Raw genomic sequence first — 21,964 nt, forward strand, 5'->3', positions numbered from 1 at the left:
TCAAAATATGGAGGAATTCATGGGGAAAGCAACGAAGAAGCGACTCGCAGCGGCGGGTGGAGCACTCGCGCTCGCCCTTTACGGCAGCCTTGCTGGCGCGGCACCGGCATCTGCGGCGGTCGAACCCATCCTGAGCGCGACGGCGATCGAGATGGACGTCGCGCCCATGGCGACATGCGCGAACTGGACGCCGCATATGAGGCGAGTCATCGTCGGCTCGGCTGCGGTGCACACCAGCTACAAGGGGTCATCCCCGGTGATAGCTACGTGGAAGTCCAAGACGCTTTTCCGCGTCGACAAGCGGTGCGTGAACGATGCCGGAAACCTGTGGTGGCACTCGGACTGCTGCACCGGAGTGCAGGGCTACATCTGGAACGACTATACGGAGTTCGCCCACTACAACTAACGGTTCCCGCCTAAACAGGCGGTGATCAAGCAATAGCGCACGCAGTCATCTGGGCGACCAGCTCCGCGCCCTGGCGGTGAGTGGCTGGGGTGACAAGGTGCAGGCCCTAACGGACATGCAACCTTGTCGCCCTAGTACGACAGCCCGTGATCGTTATTTAGATGCCGGTTGATGGACGAGCTGTCTCGCGTCGGCGGTAGCGGCTGGCCCGTCGCGCATGACGTGGATGCTGTCCCGCGCCTTCCGCCGGATGGGCTTGCCGGCCGCGTCGATCCACTACGAGGAGTTCAACTTCAGCTGATCCCGGCTGTGGGCATCCGTGCGATAGCGTGTGGCCCCATGGGATCCGTGGACTTGGTCTTGGCCGTCGTGGTCGCCGCAGCCAACCTGGCCCTCGCTGCCGTGTTGCTCGCCAGGAGCCGTGGCGGCACGGCGGTGCCCCGGATCTTCGGCCGTCCGCAGCCCTTCCCGCGCCTGCGGGCCGCGATGCACGCCTGCCTGGGGCTGGGGATGGGCGTCGGCTGGCTCGTCAAGGACATCTTCCCGCCCCACTCCACGGGCGACACAGTGCTGTTCAACGTGATAAGGATCCTGCTGGTGGCTGGCCTCGTCGCCGCCCTGTTGGTCGCCTTCCAGCACGCGCGACCCATTCGTGACAAGGCGGCCCGCTAAGGCGTGCCGGGGGGTGGGACCGGGGCAGCGGGGCGCTGCCAGGACGCCGGCACGGGGTCGGCCGGCGTCCGGTCTCATCCGGTAGGTGCAGCGGGGGTCAGGCCGGGGTGCAGGAGGTGATCTGCGGTCGGGCGCTGGAGTTGCCGTTGGTCATGGTGGTGAAGCCGAAGGTGTTGCCGCTGCCGTCGGGTTTGACGGTCATGGTGTTTCCGCCGCCGCTCCAGCTGAAGGTCCCACTCCAGGTGGTGGACACCTTCTGAGGTGCGGTGATGGCGATGACGACCGTCCAGGTGCTCGAACCGCTGACGGTGACCGAGGTGTTGTAGCGGTCGCCCCAGACCGTGCCGGGGGTGACCGTCGCGGTGCAGCTACCACCGGTCGGCGGAGTGGTGGGCGGCGTCGTGGGCGGAGTGGTGGGCGGGGTCGTCGTCGGCGTCGGGCCGCTGGTCAGGGTCGGCGTCGACCAGGTCCGCCAGTCGGCGAGGTTGCCCGTCGCCTTGCTGGCGATGTGGAACGACCCGGCGGCGGTGCCCGTCCCCACCAGGAACTTCTGAATGTTCTGCGTCAGCGGGGTGGTCCACTCCGGCCGTACGGCACAGTGCGTCCCGCTCGCGACGTCGGACCAGTAGGTGATGTTGCTGCCCGAGCCCAGAGCCTTGTACACCTCCGCGCCACCCAGAGCCGCCACGCTGCCGGACTTCGGACCCAGGTTGGCGATGTGCGGGTTGTCCATGATGAACAATCCCCGCGGTGCCACCATGGCGACCATGTCGTGGGTGTCCACCGGCAACTTGCCCGGGGCGCTGGTGAACGAACTGAACGCGTCACCCAGCCACGGCTGTTCGTTGTAGGCGCTGCTCAGGCTCTGCGCGCCCTCGCCGGGGATGCCCCGGAAGATCGGCACACCGGCGCTGCCCGACTCGACCGGCATCGTCAGCGCGATCCGCTGGTCGAACACCCCGGCTACGAACGCGCCCTTGCCGAACCGGGAACATCCCGTCACACCGGTCGAGTCGGCCTTCAGGATGGTGCCGTTCGACTTCGCGATCACATCGATGATCCGGCTCACCCCCCAGCCCCAGGCTTGCAACAGTCCGGTCGTGCTGGTCGAGCCATAGAGCGTGTAGAACGCGCCCTGCTTGTTCGCCCGGCCGGTGCCTTCCTTGCCCACCGAGTACGGGTCGTAGTTGATGACTGCTGCGCCGGCGTTCCTGATCGTGGTCGTGTCGGCGATCCCGCCGTAGACCACGACAGCCGGGAACGGCCCGGTACCACTCGGCAACGACACCGACGCCGAGAAGCTGGAACTCCTGCCGTTGTCGGTCACGTTCACCGTGATGTTGGTGGACGTGACCGTGCCCGTGACAGTCGCGGGCGGGGCCGGCTTCGTCCCGTAGACGTACTTCTCCGCCTGCTTCTTGATCTCTTCCCGCCGGCACCGCCAATCCGAGACGGACGAGATACGCGTGCCGTCGATCCTGGTGAAGGGATCGGGAAGCTTGGCGATGGTGGGCAACGCGCCGGCGTCGGGCAGAGCCGGCACCGCGCAGTCGGCACCCTCGTCCTCGACCGGCGCGGCGGCCGTAAGGGCGGTAGCAGCCTGAGCGGTGGGGGTAGTCGCTATGGCGGTGACCGTTCCGGCGATCGCAAGCGCCGACACCACCAGCGCGACGACCGCCGGACGGATCCGGGAGCGGCTTGAGCGGATAATCACCGGTGCTCTCCTTCCAGGGGAGATGGAAACGACGACCGCGATCGGGGAATCACGACCGTTGTATCGGGCCGGGCATGTCGCGGATATCTTCCGGCGACAGCCACAATGGGCGGGTCGAAGCGGCCAAGCAGTTGGACGACCGAAACTTCCGGAGACCTATCGGAGACTTTTGGAGCGGTGAAGCGCACGTTACGACGCTGTGTCCGGCCGGTCAATAGCAGTGACGAATCTGAATTTCCGGAAACTCGGTTAATACTGAATGATTGTCGGTTCATCAATTTCCGGGCAGGCTGAAGCTCTTTCTGATCGAGTTGACCGGCGGCGCGGGCAGGTTCCCGTCACCTCCGATGACGTCAATGCTTCGATCCGGCGTACGTGGCGTCGTCCGGAACGGGGATCCACTCGGTCTGTGACGACCCCGCCGACCACCTCTCTGCTAGCTCCACGCCGGGCCCTGCGGCCGGGCGTCAGGGCAGGGGCGGCGAGAACAGCGATTAGGTGGAGCTATGTGAGGTTGACGTGGAGCTATGTCTCACTACTGTGGGTGTATGGCGTTGCAGTCGGGTCGGCGGGTGGCGCGTGGTGAGATTGAGCGGCTTCCCAGTGGGTCGTTGCGGGTGCGGGTGTATGTGGGTATCGATCCTTTGACCAGAAGGCGGCGTTACCTGGTGGAGACGGTTCCTGCTGGGGTCGGTGCGGAGCGGGATGCTGAGGTGGTGCGTGCTCGTCTGCTTCGTGAGGTCGACCGGCAGCGTGGTGCGCGGCGCGGCCCGGCTGATCGGCAGTCCGTGGAGGAGTTGCGGGTTCGGGACGGCGGCCCGGCCGGCCCAGCACCGGCACCCGCACCGGCATCGGCACCCGTACCCGCATCGGCATCGGCATCGGCCCCGACACCCGCACCCGTACCTGCACCCGGGCCGGCATTGGCACCCGCGTCGGCAGCGGTGCTGGTCGGTCCGGTGGCGGGGCGTCCGCGTGGGCGTCGGCGGGGTGAGGTCACGGTTGCTGCGGTCGCTCGTCTTGCGGGGGTGTCGGCTCCGACGGTGTCGAAGGTGCTCAATGGTCGTTCCGGGGTGGCGTTGGAAACTCGGCGTCGGGTCGAGTTGGCGTTGCGGGAGCATGGCTACCGTCGTCCCGGTAGTCCGCATCAGGCTGCTCACGTGGAGGTGGTCTTCTACGGGATGCAGAGCAGCATGGCGATCAGGGTGTTGCACGGTGTGGAGCAGGTAGCGGGTGCGCACTCGTTGGCGGTGGGTTTCACCGATGCCCTGCATCAGGCGTCCACGGGTCGGAACTGGGCGCGTGAGTTGCTCGCCCGTCGTCCGGTGGCGGTGATCGCCGTTCATCTCGGCTTCAGTTCGGATCAGCACTCCCTGCTGGCGGCCAGCGGGATTCCGTTGGTGGCGCTGGACCCTGATGGTGAGCCGGAGCCGTCGGTTCCGTCGGTGACGGCGTCCAACCGGAGTGGCGGGATGGCCGCTGCCCGGCATCTGCTCGACTTCGGTCACCGTCGGATCGCGGTGCTCAGCGGACCGGCCGACCGGCTGTGTGCGCGGGCCCGGCTGGAGGGTGTTCGGGCGGCGATGGACGCTGCCGGTACGCCGTTGGACGAGGGGCTGGTGCGTACCGGTCAGTGGTTCGCGTTCGAGGACGGGTTGAGTTGCGGTCGTGAGTTGCTGCGTCTGCCTGATCCGCCTACCGGGGTGCTGTGCGGCAACGATCTGCAGGCGCTCGGCGTCTACGAGGCGGCCCGCCAGGCCGGCCTGCGCATTCCGTACGACCTCAGCGTCGTCGGCTTCGACGACATCACCTACAGCCGGTGGTGCGGACCACCGATGACCACCGTCCGCCAACCCCTGGTCGAGATGGGATCCGCCGCGGCCGAACTCGCACTCAGCGTGGCGCCCCCGCACACGCGCATCGAGCTGGCGACCACCCTCATCGCCCGCGACAGCACAGCCGCCCCTCGCAGGAGCGACGCCATGGACGCCCCGGCTCGATAGCCGGAGGGCTTGCCAGAAGGTCTCCACCCACCTGGAGCGGCACCTTCAGCGGGAGCGACGGCGGAAACACCATGACCGTCAAACCCGACGGCAGATCGTGGGGAGGTGGCGTGAGCACAGTCGGGGAGGCCGACGGACGGACGGCCGCCCGCCGTCGCACCCAGCCGACTGCCGGCGGGGTACCCGGTCGAGCGTGAGCCACCCTCGCTCCCGTCACGTCACCCGATCCGGGCACGCGCGGTACCGCCCTCGCCCCGCAGGTCATCGTGCCGTGCTGACCCGAACGGATGGAAACGCCCGCCCGACGAACTTACGGTGATCCAGCCCTCGTTTCGCCGGCCTACCGGTGGTCTTACTGCAACGATGGAGGACGTGGGAACTGCGAAAACTACGACGCCTGCCATCTCGCCCCTTGCCGGCGAGCCGATAAAGCGTGCCGATGCCGAGCGGCTGGCGGGAGTGCTGAAGGCCTTCGCCGACCCGGCTCGGCTGCGACTGCTCAGCCTGATCCAGTCGGCCCCGGAGGGGGAGGCGTCGGTGAGTGACCTGACCGCGCCGCTCGGGCTCTCCCAGCCGACCGTGAGTCACCATCTGCGGATCCTCACCGAGGCCGGCCTGCTTGAGCGTGAGAAGCGCGGCGTCTGGGCGTACTACCGCCTGGTGCCGTCCGCTATCGCCGCGATCGCCGACCTGTTGACCCCGCCGCGCAAGAGGGCAACGAAGAAGACCCGCTGAGGCAGCGCTCGGGCCGGGGTGCCGGCCGGCTCTCCGCTCTGGCCTGCCGCGAGCCCGGCCAGCGTCCTCGGTAGCCGCCCGACACCCAGCGCACTACCTGCTTCGACCTGCTCGCTGGGGCCGGAGGGCAACCGCTCCTGGGCTCCCCGATTCCCGGCCCCGCCCTCGACGACACCGGAGCAGCGGCGTGCGGTGCGGTCCAGCGCGCCGGAACAGCAGCCCCGCCGCTGCCGCTGCCGGTGGCGGTGCCGGGGAGGCTGCGGCGTGAGCGGCCAGCCGTTCGGCCCGGACGTGGTCGGTGCGGTCAGCCGGCACATGAACGAGGACCACGCCGCGGACGCCCTGCTGATCTGCCGTACCCTCGGCGGCTGCCCGACAGCGACCCGGGCCCGGACCACCGGCCTGGACGGCGACGGGATGGATTTCGTCGTGACCGTGGACGGCGTCGACGTGCCGATCCGGGTTCCATTCGCCCACCGGCTCACCGAACGCGCTGAGATCCGCCGCGAGGTGGTCCGGATGTACCGGGAAGCCTGCCGGCACCTTGGCATCGAACCCCGTCCCGCCGATGCGTAGGGCCAGGGGCTTCGTCGCAGTGGGGTTCTGTCAGTACCAGGACGGGCCGTACTGCTGGTAGGGCCTTTCGAGGGCGGCGGCTTCGTCGTCGGTGAGGTGGATGTCGAGGGCGGCGACGGCGTCGGTGAGGTGGTTCGGCTTGGTCGCCCCGACGATGGAGACGGAGACCAGGGGGTTGCGCAGGACCCAGGCCAGGGCAATGTGGGCCATGGTGACGCCGCGGGTCTGGGCGAGCTGCTGGACCGCGTTGATGACTGGCTCGTCGTACGGGGAGTCGAAGGCCTGCACGACCTTGTCCGTTTCGGAGCGGGTGGTCTGTTCGCCGGCTGGGCGGGCGAGGCGTCCCTTGCCGTTCGGGGAGTAGGGCACCAGGCCGACGCCCATGTCGCCGCACATGGCCATGAGTTCGCGTTCGTCGTGGCGGCGCAGCAGGTTGTACTGGTTCTGCATGGACACGAATCTGGTCCAGCCGCCGAGGGCCGCGGCGTGTTGGAGTTTGGCGAACTGCCACGCGTACATCGAGGACGCGCCGATGTAGCGCACCTTGCCTGCCTTGATGATGTCGTGCAGGGCTTCCATGGTTTCTTCGACGGGGGTGTAGTCGTCGAAGCGGTGGATTTGGTAGAGGTCGATGTAGTCGGTGCCGAGCCGGGTCAGGGAGGCGTCGACCTGTTCGAGGATGGCCTTGCGGGACAGGCCGGACCCGCCGGGGCCGTCGTGCATTCTTCCGCGGACTTTGGTGGCGAGCACGATGTTCTCGCGGCGGGAGTAGCGGGTGATGGCGCGGCCGACGTATTCCTCGGAGGTGCCGTGCTGGTAGACGTTGGCGGTGTCCCAGAAGGTGACGCCGAGTTCGACCGCCTGGCGGAAGTAGGGCTGGGCGGCGTCCTCGGTGAGGGCCCAGGGGTGGGCGTCGGGTGTGGTGGGGTCGCCGTAGCTCATGCAGCCGAGCGCAAGTCGACTGACGCTCAGGCCGGTGGTGCCGAGGCGGGTGTGTTCCACGGGATGCTCCTGTTCATGCTGACGGGCGTGCCAGCCGTGCTGGGACGTACCGGCCGATGTACCAGAGCGTGCCCCAGTCGAACGCCGGTGACCAGCAGCGGCAACCGGGTCGAAACTATCGCTTGATAAACCCGCAACTTTCTGAAAGTCTAGAGACGTCCATGAATGTGATCGTTAACATCCGCCGGACCAACCTCAAGAGCTGCCACGCAACGGCCCAAGGTCAATCGCGGTACGGACTCGACTCCTGGCAACTGCCCTGGGTGAGGCGGTCTGTGCCGGCAAGCGATCAACCCACCACCGAAGGAGGTGCGCGCGTCGACCAGGCGGGGAGAGTCCAACGCCCGTAGCCACCACCCCTGTCGGTCGGGCGGCTGGGCCACTCACCGCACACTCGCTGGTCACACGGACCAAGGCGAACCGCATCTTGGTGGGTGCGCCTGGCGGCGGGAAGTGCCACCGGCGCTGCCGTGCGGCGACAGTGCCCTGACCGACGTCGGCGTCCAGGCGAGCCTTAGCCCGAGTCATGCCTAGAAGTGCAGCTATCTCACCTGTAGGAGGATCAGTATGGTCTCCCGGACCCGTCCCACCGGGCGTCGGCTTCGAACGCTCTCGGTCTCCGGAATCGCCGCGGTCGTCGCGGCGCTCGTCGTGTCCCTGCTACCCAATCTCGCCCAGGCTGCCGAGACCACCCTGGCCGCGGCTGCGGCCCAGTCGGGTCGGTACTTCGGTGCCGCTGTTGCCGCTGGCAAGCTCAGCGACGGCGCGTATACGACGATCCTGAACCGGGAGTTCAACAGTGTGACTCCCGAGAACGAGATGAAGATCGACGCGACCGAGCCGCAGCAGAACAACTTCACCTTCACCAATGCCGACCGGATCGTCAACCACGCCCTCAGCCGGGGCTGGCAGGTGCGCGGCCACACCCTGGCCTGGCATTCGCAGCAGCCGAGCTGGATGCAGAACATGAGCGGCAGCGCCCTGCGCCAGGCGATGCTCAACCACGTCACCCGGGTGGCCACGTACTACCGGGGCAAGGTCGTGGCCTGGGACGTGGTGAACGAGGCGTACGCCGACGGCAGCAGTGGCGCGCGGCGTGACTCGAACCTGCAGCGCACCGGCAACGACTGGATCGAGGCCGCCTTCCGGGCCGCGGACGCCGCCGACCCCAACGCCAAGCTCTGCTACAACGACTACAACACCGACAACTGGACGGATGCGAAGACGCAGGCCGTCTACAACATGGTGCGCGACTTCAAGCAGCGCGGCGTGCCGATCGACTGCGTCGGGTTCCAGTCGCACTTCAATGCCAACTCGCCGTACCCGAGCAACTACCGCACCACCCTGTCCAGCTTCGCGGCCCTCGGCGTGGACGTGCAGATCACCGAGCTGGACATCGAGGGTTCCGGCAGCACCCAGGCCACCGCCTTCCGCAACGTGGTCAACGACTGTCTGGCGGTGGCCCGCTGCAACGGTGTCACGGCGTGGGGGGTGCGGGACTGCGACTCGTGGCGGTCCAGTGGTACCCCGCTGCTCTTCGACTGCAACGGCAACAAGAAGGCCGCCTACACCTCGACCCTGGACGCGCTGAACAGCGTGACTCCTGGTCCCACCCCGTCGGCCACGACCCCACCGCCGTCGGGGACCGTCGACCCGAGCGCGTGGTACGAGCTGTTGAACCGCAACAGCGGCAAGGCACTGGACGTGTGTGGGGTGTCCACGGCGGACAATGCCTGCGTCCAGCAGTACACCCGTTCGGGCGGGCAGAACCAGCAGTGGCAGTTCGTCGACTCCGGTGGCGGCTACTACCGGATCCGGGCGCGGCATTCGGGCAAGGTGCTGGACGTGTCCAACTACTCGACCGCGGATGGCGCCGCGATCGTGCAGTACGCCGAACACGGCGGGACGAACCAGCAGTTCCGGCTGGTCGACTCGGGCGGCTATTTCCGTCTGATCAACCAGGGCAGCGGTAAGGCGGTGGAGGTCCAGAACGCGTCGACCGCCGACGGTGCCCCCATCGTGCAGTACGCCGACTGGAACGGGACGAACCAGCAGTGGCAACTTGTCCAGGTCGGTGGTCCCACCACGCCGCCGACGACGCCGCCGCCGTCCGGGAACTGCACGCTGCCGTCGTCGTACCGGTGGTCGTCGACGGGTTCGTTGGCGAATCCGAAGTCGGGGTGGGTGTCGTTGAAGGACTTCACCGTCGCTCCGTACAACGGTAAGCAGCTCGTGTACGCCACGACGCATGACTTCGGGTCGTCGTGGGGGTCGATGAACTTCGGTTTGTTCACGAACTGGTCGGAGATGGCCTCGGCCAGTCAGAACGGCATGAACTCGGGCACGGTGGCGCCGTCGTTGTTCTACTTCGCGCCGAAGAACATCTGGGTGTTGACCTACCAGTGGGGGGCGACGGCGTTCTCCTACCGGACGTCGAGCGATCCGACCAATGCCAACGGTTGGTCGGCGGCGCAGCCGTTGTTCTCGGGGAGCATCACCGGTTCCGGGACGGGCCCGATCGATCAGACGGTGATCGGTGACGGTACGAACATGTACCTGTTCTTCGCCGGGGACAACGGCAAGATCTACCGGGCCAGCATGCCGATCGGGAACTTCCCGGGCAACTTCGGCTCCAGCTACACGACCATCATGAGTGACACCACGAACAACCTGTTCGAGGCGCCTCAGGTCTACAAGGTCCAGGGCCAGAACCAGTACCTGATGATCGTCGAGGCGATCGGCGTGCAGGGTCGCTACTTCCGGTCGTTCACGGCCACCAGCCTGAGCGGCAACTGGACCCCGCAGGCCGCCACCGAGAGCAACCCGTTCGCCGGCAAGGCCAACAGCGGCGCCACCTGGACCAACGACATCAGCCACGGCGAACTGCTGCGCACCAACGCCGACCAGACCATGACCATCGACCCCTGCAACCTGCAACTGCTCTACCAGGGGCGTTCCCCCAGCTCCGACGGCGTCGACTACGGGCTCCTGCCCTACCGGCCGGGCCTGCTGACCCGGCAGCGCTGACCACCTGAGGCAGGTCAGGCTCGGCAACCCCACGCCCGGTCACCGACCAGTACCTGCACATCCGGCCGCACTGCCCGCAGAGCGGCGGACCCACATCGAGCGCCAACCACACTGTTCGGCGTGGGTCCGCCGCACCTTGGGCACCTGACGACCAATGGCAAGGAGTAAGCAATGGCGAAACACAGGTACCTCCTGTCATCCATCGCGGCGGCGGTGGTTCTCCTCGCGGCCACCGCCGGTGGCGCGCTGAGCGGCGGCCTTCCCGAGGCTGCGGTGGCCGCGACGAACGGCACCCTCGCGTCGACCGCCGGCTGCGGCAAGGCCCCCACGCTGACCAACGGGACACGCACGATTCAGAGCAGTGGACAGAGCCGTAGCTACCTCCTGCGGATCCCGGACGGGTACGACAGGAACCGCCCCTACCGGCTGATCTTCGCCTTCCACTGGCTGAACGGCTCGGCCAACAACGTCGCCTCGGCCGGCTACTACGGGCTTCAACCGCTGTCGAACAACAGCACCATCTTCGTCGCGCCCCAGGGCATCGATGCCGGTTGGGCCAACACCAACGGTCGGGACCTGACCCTGTTCGACGACATCTCCCGGCAGGTCGAGAACGACCTCTGCGTCGACACCACCCAGCGTTTCGCGCTGGGCTGGAGCTACGGCGGGGCCATGAGCTACGCGGTGGCCTGCGCCCGGCCCACCATCGTCCGCGCGGTCACCGTCCTGTCCGGTGCCAACCTCAGCGGGTGTAACGGCGGTACCCAACCCGTCGCCTACTTCGGCATCCACGGCATCTACGACAGCGTCCTGAACATCTCCCTGGGCCGGTCACTGCGCGACACGTTCGTCAGGAACAACGGCTGCACCGCGCAGAGCCCCCGCGAGCCCAGCCGAGGCAGCCTCACGCACGTCACCACCGTCTACGCCGGATGCCGAGCCGACTACCCCGTGCAGTGGGCCGCCTTCGACGGCGATCACACCCCCAGCCCGGTGGACGGGTCCGCCAGCCCCAACGACTCCCGGACCTGGACGTCGGGTGAGATCTGGAGGTTCTTCAGCCAGTTCCAGTCCACCACGCCTCCCACCACCGCTCCGCCGACCACCGCCCCGCCGACGACGGCTCCGCCGACGACGGCTCCGCCGACCACCGCTCCGCCGACCACCCCGCCGCCGACCGGTGGGCCGGGTACCTGTGCTGCCACGTACCACGCGGTCAACAGCTGGCCGGGCGGCTTCCAGGGCGAGGTCACCGTGGCCAACACCACCACCACCACGATCAACGGCTGGACCGTACGCCTGACCCTGGGCAGCGGCCAGGCCATCAGCAGCGTCTGGAACGGCACCAACACGGGCACCACCGGCAACGTCACCGTGAAGAACGCCGCCTACAACGGCACGTTGGGCGCGAACGCCTCGACCACCTTCGGGTTCACCGCCACCGGCGACGGTGCCATCCCGCCCAGCAACATCACCTGCACCAGCCCCTGAACCGGCAGACCTGGAGGTCCGGAGCCGGGCGGCAGCACCAGCGTCGGTCCCACCGTGCCCGGCTCACCCGGCAGCGATCCGACGCTGACCTGTACGAGTCGTACCGCAACGATCGTGGCGGCCGTCCCGGCCTGGCGGGGACGGCCGCCGTGGCAGGCGAACCCGGCCCCGGACGGTCGTCACGGCGGTGGGGCGACGCTGTCCCGTCTGACCAGGGTGGGGGAGACGGTCCGCCGCAACGTGTGATCTACGCCGGCTTCGATCTGCGCCAGGAGCAGGGTGAGGCTGGCCTCCGCCACGGTGTCGAAGTCAGGCCGGACGGTGGTCAACGGCGGGATGAAGTACGCGGCGTCCGGAACGTCGTCGAAGCCGACCACGCTGACCTCCTCCGGCACCTGCCGGCCGTACTCGTGCAGCGCGTGCAGCACGCCCAGGGCGAGATCGTCGTTGGCGGTGAAGATCGCGGTCACCCCCGGTGTCCGGGCCAACATCTGCCCGCAGCGGTAGCCCGAGGCGGCGGACCAGTCGGCCTGCAACACCGGGGGCACCTCCGCCCCGGCCGCCTGCAAGGTCTCCCGCCAGCCGGCGATCCGTCCGGCGCTGTCGAACCAGTCGGCCGGGCCGGACACGTGCCAGACCGTCTGGTGACCAGCGTCGAGAAGGTGCCGGGTGGCGAGCCGCCCGCCCTCCACCTGGTCGACGGTGACCAGGGGCACCCGTCGGCGGGGGTCACCATCGACAGTCACGAGGGGGATGTCGGTGGGAAGGCACTCCAGTGCCTCGCCGGCGGACTCCACGGGCGCGATCACCACTATGCCGGCCACCCGGTGCGCCAGGTGCCGCTCGACGACGGCGGTGATGGAGGTGCGGTCCAGATTGCGGACGCTACCCACGCTGACGGCGAAGCCCGCCTCGGCCGCGGCGAGTTCGAAGGCGGAGAGCAGGGATGCCGGGCCGTAGAGGGTGGTGTTGAGCGCGACCACACCGAGCACCTGTGATCGTCCGGTGACCAGTGCGCGAGCGGCGCGGTTCGGACGGTAGCCGAGTTCGGTGATCGCGGCCTGCACCCGCAGCCGGGTCTGTTCGCGAACGTGTGGGTGTCCGTTGAGGACGCGGGACACCGTCTGGTGGGACACTCCGGCGAGGCGGGCCACATCTCTCATCGCAGGACCACGCGCGGTCATCCCACCCACCTCTCCGTCCGCCCGGCAGCCCGTTGGCGACGAAGCGACCCGGTCCGCAGCCCCGGAACGGGTGCCAGACACAGCGGCATGGGCGCCCACGCCGTGGACAACGCTGGATCAGCGCGAGTCTACGCGGCGTGTCGCCCCGGTTGGGCCGACGCTACGGCCGAGTGCCTTCTGCGTACCGTGAGATTGGTCATCGTGGATCGCCGAGCGGTGCGTGGGCCACTGCGGTGCGTGGCACGGGGCAGGGCTCGGTCGGCCGACGGTGTCGTCCCTGCTGTCGACGTCGGCCGCCGGGCTGAGGCGGTTGCCCGGCCCCCCAGGTATGGAAGTAGTTGAATATGACGAAACGCTTGCCTAGCATGGGGTAGTCGTTGTGAGCGTTCACAACCTGGATGAGTTCACCGGGCTTCCGCTCACCGGTCCAGCGACGTGCGGGACGGCGTCCCTGATTGGAGACTCTCGTGAAGCGGTTCGTTCGAGCCCGTCGTTGGGGGCGGGCGCTGGCGGCCGGGGTGCTCCTGGCCGGCGTGCTGACGGGCGTACGCGCCCCGGTGGCGCAGGCGCTGGAGAACGGGGTGGCCCGGACGCCACCCATGGGGTGGAACAGTTGGAACTCCTTCGGTTGCAACATCAACGAGACGTTGATCCGCCAGACCGCCGACGCGATCGTCAGCAGCGGGATGCGCGATCTGGGGTACCAGTACGTCGTGGTCGACGACTGCTGGTTCAACCCCAACCGGGACTCGGTCGGCAACCTGCAGGGCGACCCGACCCGTTTTCCCAGCGGGATGAGGGCACTCGGCGACTACCTGCACGCCCGGGGGCTGAAGTTCGGTATCTACCAGGTGCCGGTCGACAGGACCTGCGCCCAGTACTTCGGCGGGTATCCGGGCGCGACCGGCAGCCAGGGCCACGAGGCGCAGGACGCCCGGCAGTTCGCCGCCTGGGGCGTCGACTATCTCAAGTACGACTGGTGTTCGCCGAACGGGTCCATCGACGAGCAGGTCACCACGTTCGCCAGGATGCGGGACGCCCTGGCCGCGACCGGCCGGCAGATCGTCTACAGCATCAACCCGAACAGCATCCACGCCAAGACCGGCCCGCAACGCGACTGGGGCGACGTGGCGAACATGTGGCGTACCACCGAGGACATCACCAACGCCTGGAACACCGGCCAGACCAACGGCTACCCGATGGGTATCCAGAACATCATCGATGTCAACGTCCCGCTGGCCCCGTACGCCAGGCCCGGTGCCTTCGCCGACCCCGACATGATGGAGGTCGGCCGGGGCGGGATGACCGACACGGAGATGCGCAGCCACTTCGCGATGTGGGCGGTCATGGCCTCGCCGCTGATCGCCGGCAACGACGTCCGGTCGATGACGTCGGCCACCCAGACCATCCTCAAGAACGCGAACCTGATCGCCATCAACCAGGACCCGCTCGGGTTGCAGGGCGCCCAGGTCTCGTTCGACGGCACCCGGCGGGTGCTCGCCAAGCGGCTGGCCAACGGTGACGTGGCCGTCGTCCTGTTCAACCAGGGCGGTACGACGACGACGATCTCCACCACCGCCGCGGCCATCGGCAAGTCCGGCTCGTCCTTCACGCTGGTGGACGCCTGGACCAATGCCGGCACCAGCAGCAGCGGCACCATCTCGGCCAGCGTGCCATCGCACGGCACGGTGGTGTTCCGGGTCAGTGGGGGCGGGACGACGACCCCACCGCCGTCCACGGCGAGCGCCCTGGTGAGCGCCTCCTCCGGCCGCTGCCTGGACGTGCCGCAGAGCAACACCACCAATGGCACCCAGCCGGTGATCTGGGACTGCAACGGGGCCGCCAACCAGCGGTGGACGGCGTTCGGCCAGACCCTCCAGTCCCTCGGCAAGTGTCTGGACGCCCCGCTCAACGCCACGGCCGGCAGCAAGGTTCAGCTCTGGGACTGTAACGGCGGGGCCAACCAGCGGTGGATGCTCAACGCCAACGGCACCATCACTGGCGCGCAGTCCGGCCTGTGCCTCGACGTGTCCGAGAACGGGACCGCCAACGGCAGTGCCGTGATCCTCTGGCCGTGCACCGCTGCCGTGAACCAGCGGTGGACCCAGCGCTAGGCGGGCGGCCCCGCCGCCCCCGGCGGTGAGAGGGCGGGGGAGGCCGGGTCCGGACGGTGTGGTGCCGACACCGTCCGGACCCGGCCGTCCACCGTCCACCGTCGGCGCAACGGTGGACGTCGCGCCGCCGCTCGGGGCGTGGGCGGGGCGGCGATCGACAACCTGTCAGCCGGTGGCGATGGCCGGCGGTTCGGCCACCGTCAGCCCGGCCGAGGCCCGGTGGTGGACCGGGATCGGGTCGGTCAGTTCCCCGACGAACTCCCCGTCGACATGGTCGAGGAACCCGATGAGGGACCAGTCTTCCGCCGGCCCGTGGACCAGCCGGGGCGCGTAGAGGTGCGGGTGCGGGAAGGGGCGGGCGGACGCGATGTCCCACGGGCCGTGCACGCTGGGACCCTCCACCACCCAGATTCGGTGGCGGTCGCGGTGGACGCCGGTGGCGTCGGTGGAGAACAGCAGCAGGGGCTGTCCGTCGACGACCGCGACCTGGGGAACCTCCAGATGCCCGAAACCAGCCGGTGTGGACAGCGGCGGCCGGACGGTCCAGTTGACCAGGTCCGGTGAGGTGGCGTGGCCGACGACGCCACGGCCGTCCGCCGGCCCGGTGTTGGCGCGCGCGGTGATCAGCATGTGCCAGCCGTGGCCGTCGGGGTCGGGAAACACCCATGGATCCCGCCAGGCCTGTTCGTACCACAGGGTCCGGTCGAGTAGCTCGTACCAGGTGGGGTCGGCTTCGACGAGCGGTTCGGCGCTGTGTCGACGCCACGTGATCAGGTCGTCGGAGACGGCCAGGCCGATGCGTTGGACCAGTCCGTCCTCGGCGCGCCCGACCCCCGTGTAGAACAGTACCACCGTCCGTCCGGGCCGCGCACCGTGCAGCCCGTCCAGGTGGCGAGGTCGTCCCAGCCAGGCGCGTCGGCGGGGACGAGCGCGTCGGCGACCAGTTGCCAGGAACGTAGGTCGGTCGAGACGGCGTGACCGATCGTGGCGCGGCGGTGACGGCGGTGTGGGTCGTGCAGGGCGCGGGAGGCGCGTAGGAAGAACGCGTGCCAACGGTCGTTGTCGTCCCGCGCGTACCAACTGTCCCAGACCCAGTGGTCGGGTAGACGTAGCATGGCGGGGAACCTAGCACTAAACCGTTTTAGCGGCTAGAAACGTCGGCCCGTCGTGGTGGCTTGTGTGCTACCCGGCCGGGGCGGCGACGGACCGGCGCCGACGCAGCGGCATGGGCACGAACAGCGGCTCGACGCCGCCACCGTCCAGGAGCAGTTCGACCGCGCGTCGCCCCATCTGCTCGTGCGGCAGTGCGGTGGTGGACAGCCCGGGACGTAGCCAGGCGGCGATCGGGTCGTCGTCGAACGAGACCACGGAGATGTCGCCGGGGACGGTCAGTCCGGCCTCGGCGAGCGCCTGGTAGGCGCCGAAGGCCAGCCTGTCGTTCATGCAGATGATCGCGGTGGGCCGTACCGGCCTGCTCAGCAGCCCGCGCATGGCGGCGTAGCCGTGCTCGGGTAGCCACTCGGCGCAGAAGCACTCGGTCAGCAGGTCGACGCTGGCGTCACCGAGCGCCTGGCGGATGCCGCGCAAGCGCGCCTGCGCGGCGAGGGAGACCTCGGCGTCGTCCTCCTTGAGCCGGTTGCGGCCGATGAGGGCGATCCGGTGGCGGTGGCCCTGGTCGAGGAGGGCGGCGGCGACGGTGCGTCCGGCCCGCTCGTCGTCGGGGAGTACGGAGGGCGGGCCGTCCGGGCTGGTGGCGTTGAGCAGCACCACCGGGCCGCCGAGGATGGCCGGGGGCACCGTCAGTCGGCGGGTCGCCATCGCGGCGTAGATCACGCCGTCGACCTGCCGGTCGAGCATGGCCTCGATGGCGTACTGCTCAAACGTGGCGTCGCCCTGCGTCTCGGTGATGAGCAGCACGTGGTCCCGTTCCCGGGCCGCGTCGAGCGCGCCGCGGATGAGGCCGCCGGCGAACCGGGTGGTGGCGACGATGTCGGAGACGAAGGCGATGGTGGCGGTCTTGCGGGTGCGCAGGCTGCGGGCGGCCAGGTTGGGTCGGTAGCCGAGTTCCTCGGCGGCGGCAAAGACCCGCTGGTGCGCCTCGGCCGAGAGGCGGGTGCCCTCCCTGCCGTTGAGGACCATCGACGCGGCGGTCTTGGACAGCCCGGCCAGCCGCGCGACGTCGGCCAGGGTTGCTCTGTTGCGGCCCATCAGTCCTCCGAATCAGGGCGGTGCCACGGACGCCGCTCCTGCCCATCATCATGCGTCGGCCTCCGAGAGCGGGTGCCGGCGGCCGTCCCGACCGGGGGCAGTCGGGTGTGAACCAGACGTTTCCGGGCCGTTGCAATTTGGTCCTTGACAGCTCCACATGCCACGCGCATGCTCTGCTAAATCAGTTTAGCGCCTACTTTTGGCAGGTCGATCGGTGGCTCCGGTCGAGCCATGAGGGGCGGTATCGCGTGCTGCGGCGGCACGCCGGTCGCGACGTACTGTTGTGGCCGGTCAACCCGCCGTGACGGCCCGATGGGACCGTCACGACCAGCGGCCGTGGGACGTGCGGAACAGTCAAGGAGTCCTCAATTGGCCACATCGTTGACAAATCTCTCCCGGCGGCGGACGGTGCTCCTCGCCCCGCTGCTGGTGCTGGGACTCGCCGCGACGGCGTGCAGCGCACCGGGCGCGGGCGAGTCGACCACCACCGAGCCCGACGCCGCCGTCAGCACCGACCTGGGCGCCGCGCCGATCACCCTGGAAATGTACGCCGAGACCGGCTTCCCGCTGGCCAAGGCGCTGGCCGACGAGTTCACCAAGCAGCACCCGAACGTCACGTTCAATATCCGCGAGGACCAGTTCACGGTGATCGTGGAGAACGCGCCCCGGGTGATGGCTTCGGACAATTCGCCCGACATCATCCGGCTTCCCACCATGGTCGACCTGGTCAAGGACGGCCTGCTCAAGAACCTCGACCCCTACTTCACCGCGTACGGCTGGGACAGGTTCCCCGCCTCCCAGCTCGTGCAGCTCCGCGTTGGCGACGGCGGCACCACCCGGGGCACCGGGTCGCTGTACGGCATGGGACTCGGCTACAGCGTGACCGGCGTCTTCTACAACAAGAAGCTCGCCGCCCAGGTCGGCATGGCCCAGCCGCCGACCACCGTCGCCGAGTTCGAGCAACTCCTGGCCAAGGCCAAGACCGCCGGAGTCCAGCCGATCGTGCAGTTCAACAAGAACACCGCGGGGATCAACTTCCCGCACCAGGCGTTGCAGAACCAGTTCGGCGACCCGGCACAGGTGGCCGACTGGATCTTCCAGAAGCCCGGCGCCACGTTCGACACACCGGCCGCGTTGAAGGCCACCCAGACCATCCAGAAGTGGGCGCGGGCCGGCTACTTCACGAAGGACGCCAACGCCCTGGACTACGCGACCATGGTGGGCGAGTTCCAGAAGAACAACGGCCTGTTCATGTTCAACGGCGACTGGGAGTCGGCCAATCTCGACAAGACGATGCCCGGCAACGTGGGCTTCTTCCTGTTCCCGACCGAGTCGGCCGGCGGGAAGCATGTGGCGATGTCCGCTCCGAACACCTTCGGCATCGGCGCCAAGGCCAAGAACCCGGACGCCGCGGCATTCTTCCTGAACTGGGTCCACACCAACGCCACGGCACGCGAGATCGCGGTCAAGGTCGGCGGGTCCAGCCCCGGCGGCCCGAGCGACCTGGCCGTACCGACCGCCGCCCCGAACACCGTGCTGGCCGAGACGCTCACGGCATCGCAGCAGCTCGGGGAGGAGAACGGCGCGGTGGACTTCACCGCGAACGCCACCGGCGGCATCTTCGCCGCCGCGATCACGCCGGAGATGCAGAAGCTGATCGCCGGTCAGCAGACGCCCGAGGGGTACGTGAAGGCGGTCCAGGCCGAGTACGCGAAGGAACTGTCCCGATGACGTCTGCCCTCGGCAGCGTACCGACCGGGCGGGGCGACGCGGTGCCGTCGCCGGATCGTCCCGCCCGTCCCTCGTCCGCGCGGGCCCGCCGCCGTCGGTGGGCCCGCGCGGCCGGGACGGGCTGGCTCTACGTCCTGCCCGCCGTGGTGATGTACGCCGTCTTCGTCCTGCGCCCGCTCGCCTTGACCATCCAGTACTCGCTGTACGACTGGAACGGCATCGGGGTGGCCCACTGGGCGGGGTTGGACAACTACCTCACCGTGTTCACCGACGGCGACCTGTTGAAGATCATCGCCAACGCGCTCGTCCTGATCGTCTTCTTCAGCTTCGTCCCGGTCGCGCTCGGGCTGTTGGTGGCCAGCCTGGTCCGCCGGATCACCACCGGCGCGTTCGGCACGGTCGTCCGGACGATCCTGTTCCTGCCCCAGGTCATCCCCCTGGTGGCAGCGGGCATCGCGTGGAGCTGGCTGCTGTCGTCGAACGGGCTGGTCAACCAGGTGCTCCACGCGGTCGGCCTGGGCGGGGTGGCCCGTGCCTGGCTCGGTGACTTCGACACGGCGCTGCCCGCCGTCGGCGTCATCGGCGCCTGGGTCCTGCTCGGCCTCTGCACGATCCTGCTGGTCACCGGCATGAGCAAGATCGATCCCGCGCTGTACGAGGCGGCCCGGCTCGACGGCGCCGGGCCGATCCGGGAGTTCTTCGCGGTGACCCTGCCCAGTCTGCGCCAGGAGATCGGGGTCTGCCTCACCGTGACCATCATCGCCGCCCTGGCCAGCTTCGACATCGTCTACATCTCCACCAGCGGCGGCCCGGGCCGGCAGACCACCGTGCCCGGCCTGGAGATCTACCGGCTCGCCTTCTCGCAGCGGCAGGTCGGGCTCGCCTCGGCGTTGGCCGTCGTGCTGATGGTGCTGGTGCTGGTGTGCGTGTTGCCGATCCAGCGGCTGACCCGGGAGGACAAGCCATGAACCTGAGCCGCCGCGAGCAGGTGACCGGTCGGGTCTTCCTGATCCTCCTGGTCCTGGTCACCCTGCTGCCGTTCGTCAGCATGCTCTCCGCGGCGTTGCAGCCGCGCGGCACGGTGCCCAGCGGCCTCGCCTGGCCGTCCGACCCGCAGTGGGGGAACTTCGTCGACGCCTTCACGGTGGCGAACATGGGCGCGCTGCTGCGCTCCAGCCTGCTCATCGTGGCCGGGGTCGTGCCGGTCTCGGTGCTGATCGCCACCATGGCCGGCTTCGGGCTCGGCCAGCTCCGGGTACCCGGCGGCCGGGTCGTCTTCGGCCTGCTCCTGCTCGGCCTGACCCTGCCGTTCGAGGCCGTGGTCACCCCGCTCTACTACCAGATGCAGGACCTCGGCCTGCTCAACACCCGATGGGCGATCATCCTGCCGTTGATCGGTCTGTACATGCCCTTCGCGGTGTTCTGGATGCGGGCGCACTTCACCAACGTGCCGGTCGAGCTGTCCGAGGCGGCCCGGGTGGACGGCAGCAGCACCTGGCAGCTCTTCTGGCGGGTCCAGGTGCCGCTGGCCCGGCCGGCCCTCGCGTCCCTGACCATCCTGATGTTCCTCTGGACGTGGAACCAGTTCCTGCTCGCCATCGTCCTGGTCGACGACGCCGCCAAGCGCACGATGGCGGGCGCGCTCGGCGCCTTCCAGGGCCAGTGGGGCACCGACCTGGTGCTGCTGTGCGCCGGGTCGCTGCTGATCCTCACCCCCACCCTGGTCGTGTTCCTGATCTTCCAGCGACAGTTCATCAAGGCCCTGATCCAGGGCTCAGTGAAGGGATAGGCAGTGGTCACGCAGCCGCACATCCACGGCGCCGCCGACGAATGCTACGGGCGGGTGGCCGACGTCTTCCGCGACAACTTCGTCTCCCGGGGGGAGGTCGGTGCGGCGGTCGCCGTCTACGTACGGGGCCGCAAGGTCGTCGACCTGTACGGCGGGACGGCCGATCCCCGTACCGGCCGGCCCTGGACGGCGCACACCCCGGTCGTCGTCTTCTCCTGCACCAAGGGCGTCCTGGCGATCTGCGCCTACCTGCTGGTGCAGCAGGGTCGACTGGACCTCGACGCGCCGGTCACCCGCTACTGGCCGGAGTTCGGCCAGCACGGCAAGGAGCACATCCCGGTGCGCTGGCTGCTCACCCACCAGTCCGGCCTGGCCGCGCTCGACCGGTCGCTGACCCTCGACGAGGTCCTCGCCTGGGACCCGGTGGTCAAGGCGATCGAGGCCCAGCCCCCGCTGTGGCGGCCGGGTACGGCGCACAGCTACCACGCGATGACCTACGGCTGGCTGATCGGCGAGGTGATCCACCGGATCACCGGCCAACTGCCCGGCGCGTTCTTCCGGGACGCCGTCGCGGTGCCGCTCGGCCTGCGCACCTGGCTCGGCCTGCCCGCCGCCGAACGCGACGCGGTCGCCTGGAACCTCGCCCCGCCGCCCGACCCGGAGCCGTTCGTCGACCCGGTCGCCGACCGGGGGATCACGATGGGCGGCGCGTTCGCGTTCCCCGCCGACCCCGCCGGCCTGGTCAGCTTCAACGATCCCGCCATCCAGGCCGCCGGCATCCCGGGCGCGGGGGCGGTGAGCACGGCAGACGGTCTGGCCCGCCTGTACGCGGCCTGTGTGTCGGAGGTGTCGGGCCCGCCCCTGCTCGACAGCGCGTCGGTGGACGACGCGACCGTCGTACGGGTCCAGGGCCAGCAGCGGCACGGCCCGCCGGACACCGGCCAGCGCTGGGGCAGCGGCTTCCTGCTGCACTCGCCGCCGGCCCGGCCGCTGCTCGGCGGGCGCAGCTTCGGCCACGACGGGGCCGGCGGGAACCTGGCCTTCGGTGACGACGCCCGCCAGGTCGGGTTCGGTTACGTGGTCAACCAGATGCGGGGCGCGGCCGACGAGCGGGCCAACCTGCTGACCGCCGCTGTCCGGGACTGTCTGGACGCTTGAGCGTCGCCTGTTACCGATCACTTGCTCAGTTGATCCTGGCGCGCCGGGCGGGGCGCCGAGCCCTCCCGGCGGACCGCCGCGCCCCGGGGAATCCGGGCAGTGGGGCTGGCCTGCTGGCGACCGCGGTCGCGGACCACGCCGGCCACCCGGGTGG

17 protein-coding genes are annotated in these 21,964 nt (G+C 69.1%); 12 read left to right on the top strand and 5 right to left on the bottom strand.

From position 1 onward, the window contains the following. Positions 1-19 precede the first annotated feature (19 nt). Both ACIQG9_RS14770 and ACIQG9_RS14775 read left to right on the top strand, forming a co-directional pair. Positions 20-406, top strand: a complete 387-nt coding sequence (locus ACIQG9_RS14770; protein ID WP_400401900.1) for a hypothetical protein — start codon at positions 20-22, stop codon at positions 404-406. Positions 407-754: 348 nt separating this feature from the next. Beyond that, positions 755-1,078, top strand: a complete 324-nt coding sequence (locus ACIQG9_RS14775; RefSeq protein ID WP_400401903.1) for a hypothetical protein — start codon at positions 755-757, stop codon at positions 1,076-1,078. Between the two features lie 97 nt (positions 1,079-1,175). On the opposite strand, the gene ACIQG9_RS14780 is transcribed toward ACIQG9_RS14775, so the two are convergent. Continuing rightward, positions 1,176-2,792 carry a cellulose-binding protein gene (locus ACIQG9_RS14780; protein WP_400401907.1) on the bottom strand — a complete coding sequence of 539 codons (1,617 nt, stop codon included), beginning with the start codon at positions 2,790-2,792 and terminating at the stop codon, positions 1,176-1,178. Positions 2,793-3,751: 959 nt separating this feature from the next. Here ACIQG9_RS14780 and ACIQG9_RS14785 point away from each other — a divergent pair. The 3 genes from ACIQG9_RS14785 to ACIQG9_RS14795 all read left to right on the top strand — a co-directional run bounded on the left by ACIQG9_RS14785 (position 3,752) and on the right by ACIQG9_RS14795 (position 6,106). Next, complete coding sequence (locus tag ACIQG9_RS14785) at positions 3,752-4,795, top strand: LacI family DNA-binding transcriptional regulator (RefSeq protein ID WP_400402450.1); 1,044 nt, start codon at positions 3,752-3,754, stop codon at positions 4,793-4,795. 363 nt (positions 4,796-5,158) lie between these two features. Then, positions 5,159-5,530 (top strand): ArsR/SmtB family transcription factor, encoded by a 372-nt coding sequence (locus ACIQG9_RS14790; RefSeq protein ID WP_400401908.1) that lies wholly within the window; start codon positions 5,159-5,161, stop codon positions 5,528-5,530. A gap of 264 nt (positions 5,531-5,794) precedes the next feature. Further along, a complete protein-coding gene (locus ACIQG9_RS14795) occupies positions 5,795-6,106 on the top strand; it encodes a DUF2470 domain-containing protein (RefSeq protein WP_400401909.1) in 312 nt (103 codons plus the stop codon). Between the two features lie 30 nt (positions 6,107-6,136). Here ACIQG9_RS14795 and ACIQG9_RS14800 read toward each other — a convergent pair whose 3' ends face one another. After that, positions 6,137-7,108, bottom strand: a complete 972-nt coding sequence (locus ACIQG9_RS14800) for an aldo/keto reductase (protein ID WP_400401913.1) — start codon at positions 7,106-7,108, stop codon at positions 6,137-6,139. Positions 7,109-7,675: 567 nt separating this feature from the next. Between ACIQG9_RS14800 and ACIQG9_RS14805 the strand changes: the two genes are divergently transcribed. Both ACIQG9_RS14805 and ACIQG9_RS14810 read left to right on the top strand, forming a co-directional pair. Continuing rightward, positions 7,676-10,135 carry a non-reducing end alpha-L-arabinofuranosidase family hydrolase gene (locus ACIQG9_RS14805; RefSeq protein ID WP_400401915.1) on the top strand — a complete coding sequence of 820 codons (2,460 nt, stop codon included), beginning with the start codon at positions 7,676-7,678 and terminating at the stop codon, positions 10,133-10,135. Positions 10,136-10,306: 171 nt separating this feature from the next. Continuing rightward, positions 10,307-11,626 (top strand): cellulose binding domain-containing protein, encoded by a 1,320-nt coding sequence (locus ACIQG9_RS14810; RefSeq protein WP_400401918.1) that lies wholly within the window; start codon positions 10,307-10,309, stop codon positions 11,624-11,626. 179 nt (positions 11,627-11,805) lie between these two features. Here the strand turns inward: ACIQG9_RS14810 and ACIQG9_RS14815 are convergent, their stop codons facing one another. Next, complete coding sequence (locus tag ACIQG9_RS14815; RefSeq protein WP_400401920.1) at positions 11,806-12,789, bottom strand: LacI family DNA-binding transcriptional regulator; 984 nt, start codon at positions 12,787-12,789, stop codon at positions 11,806-11,808. Between the two features lie 620 nt (positions 12,790-13,409). On the opposite strand from ACIQG9_RS14815, the gene ACIQG9_RS14820 reads away from it, so the two are divergent. Then, the gene (locus ACIQG9_RS14820; protein WP_400402453.1) at positions 13,410-14,924 is read left to right on the top strand and encodes a glycoside hydrolase family 27 protein; all 1,515 of its coding nucleotides are present in this window, start codon (positions 13,410-13,412) and stop codon (positions 14,922-14,924) included. 165 nt (positions 14,925-15,089) lie between these two features. On the opposite strand, the gene ACIQG9_RS14825 is transcribed toward ACIQG9_RS14820, so the two are convergent. Both ACIQG9_RS14825 and ACIQG9_RS14830 read right to left on the bottom strand, forming a co-directional pair. Continuing rightward, positions 15,090-15,776, bottom strand: a complete 687-nt coding sequence (locus ACIQG9_RS14825) for a glycosyl hydrolase family 32 (protein WP_400401922.1) — start codon at positions 15,774-15,776, stop codon at positions 15,090-15,092. A gap of 330 nt (positions 15,777-16,106) precedes the next feature. After that, positions 16,107-17,132, bottom strand: a complete 1,026-nt coding sequence (locus ACIQG9_RS14830) for a LacI family DNA-binding transcriptional regulator (RefSeq protein WP_400401925.1) — start codon at positions 17,130-17,132, stop codon at positions 16,107-16,109. Positions 17,133-17,501: 369 nt separating this feature from the next. Between ACIQG9_RS14830 and ACIQG9_RS14835 the strand changes: the two genes are divergently transcribed. Genes ACIQG9_RS14835 through ACIQG9_RS14850 form a run of 4 tightly spaced genes read left to right on the top strand, consistent with a single transcriptional unit; the run spans position 17,502 to position 21,810 of the window. Continuing rightward, the gene (locus ACIQG9_RS14835; RefSeq protein ID WP_400401928.1) at positions 17,502-18,863 is read left to right on the top strand and encodes an ABC transporter substrate-binding protein; all 1,362 of its coding nucleotides are present in this window, start codon (positions 17,502-17,504) and stop codon (positions 18,861-18,863) included. Then, complete coding sequence (locus tag ACIQG9_RS14840) at positions 18,860-19,831, top strand: carbohydrate ABC transporter permease (protein WP_400401931.1); 972 nt, start codon at positions 18,860-18,862, stop codon at positions 19,829-19,831. Before ACIQG9_RS14835 ends, ACIQG9_RS14840 begins: the two co-directional genes overlap by 4 nt. Further along, complete coding sequence (locus ACIQG9_RS14845) at positions 19,828-20,652, top strand: carbohydrate ABC transporter permease (RefSeq protein WP_400401934.1); 825 nt, start codon at positions 19,828-19,830, stop codon at positions 20,650-20,652. Before ACIQG9_RS14840 ends, ACIQG9_RS14845 begins: the two co-directional genes overlap by 4 nt. Before the next feature lie 3 nt (positions 20,653-20,655). Beyond that, positions 20,656-21,810 carry a serine hydrolase domain-containing protein gene (locus ACIQG9_RS14850; protein WP_400401936.1) on the top strand — a complete coding sequence of 385 codons (1,155 nt, stop codon included), beginning with the start codon at positions 20,656-20,658 and terminating at the stop codon, positions 21,808-21,810. Positions 21,811-21,964 lie beyond the last annotated feature (154 nt).

The organism is Micromonospora sp. NPDC092111 (assembly GCF_044755745.1).
In the GTDB taxonomy this organism is placed as follows: Bacteria; Actinomycetota; Actinomycetes; order Mycobacteriales; family Micromonosporaceae; genus Micromonospora.

Coding starts and splice junctions, on each gene's coding strand:
- ACIQG9_RS14770 (WP_400401900.1), top strand. CDS start 20: ATGGGGAAAGCAACGAAGAAGCGACTCGCAGCGGCGGGTGGAGCACTC.
- ACIQG9_RS14790 (WP_400401908.1), top strand. CDS start 5,159: ATGGAGGACGTGGGAACTGCGAAAACTACGACGCCTGCCATCTCGCCC.
- ACIQG9_RS14805 (WP_400401915.1), top strand. CDS start 7,676: ATGGTCTCCCGGACCCGTCCCACCGGGCGTCGGCTTCGAACGCTCTCG.
- ACIQG9_RS14810 (WP_400401918.1), top strand. CDS start 10,307: ATGGCGAAACACAGGTACCTCCTGTCATCCATCGCGGCGGCGGTGGTT.
- ACIQG9_RS14815 (WP_400401920.1), bottom strand. CDS start 12,789: ATGAGAGATGTGGCCCGCCTCGCCGGAGTGTCCCACCAGACGGTGTCC.
- ACIQG9_RS14820 (WP_400402453.1), top strand. CDS start 13,410: ATGGGGTGGAACAGTTGGAACTCCTTCGGTTGCAACATCAACGAGACG.
- ACIQG9_RS14830 (WP_400401925.1), bottom strand. CDS start 17,132: ATGGGCCGCAACAGAGCAACCCTGGCCGACGTCGCGCGGCTGGCCGGG.
- ACIQG9_RS14840 (WP_400401931.1), top strand. CDS start 18,860: ATGACGTCTGCCCTCGGCAGCGTACCGACCGGGCGGGGCGACGCGGTG.
- ACIQG9_RS14845 (WP_400401934.1), top strand. CDS start 19,828: ATGAACCTGAGCCGCCGCGAGCAGGTGACCGGTCGGGTCTTCCTGATC.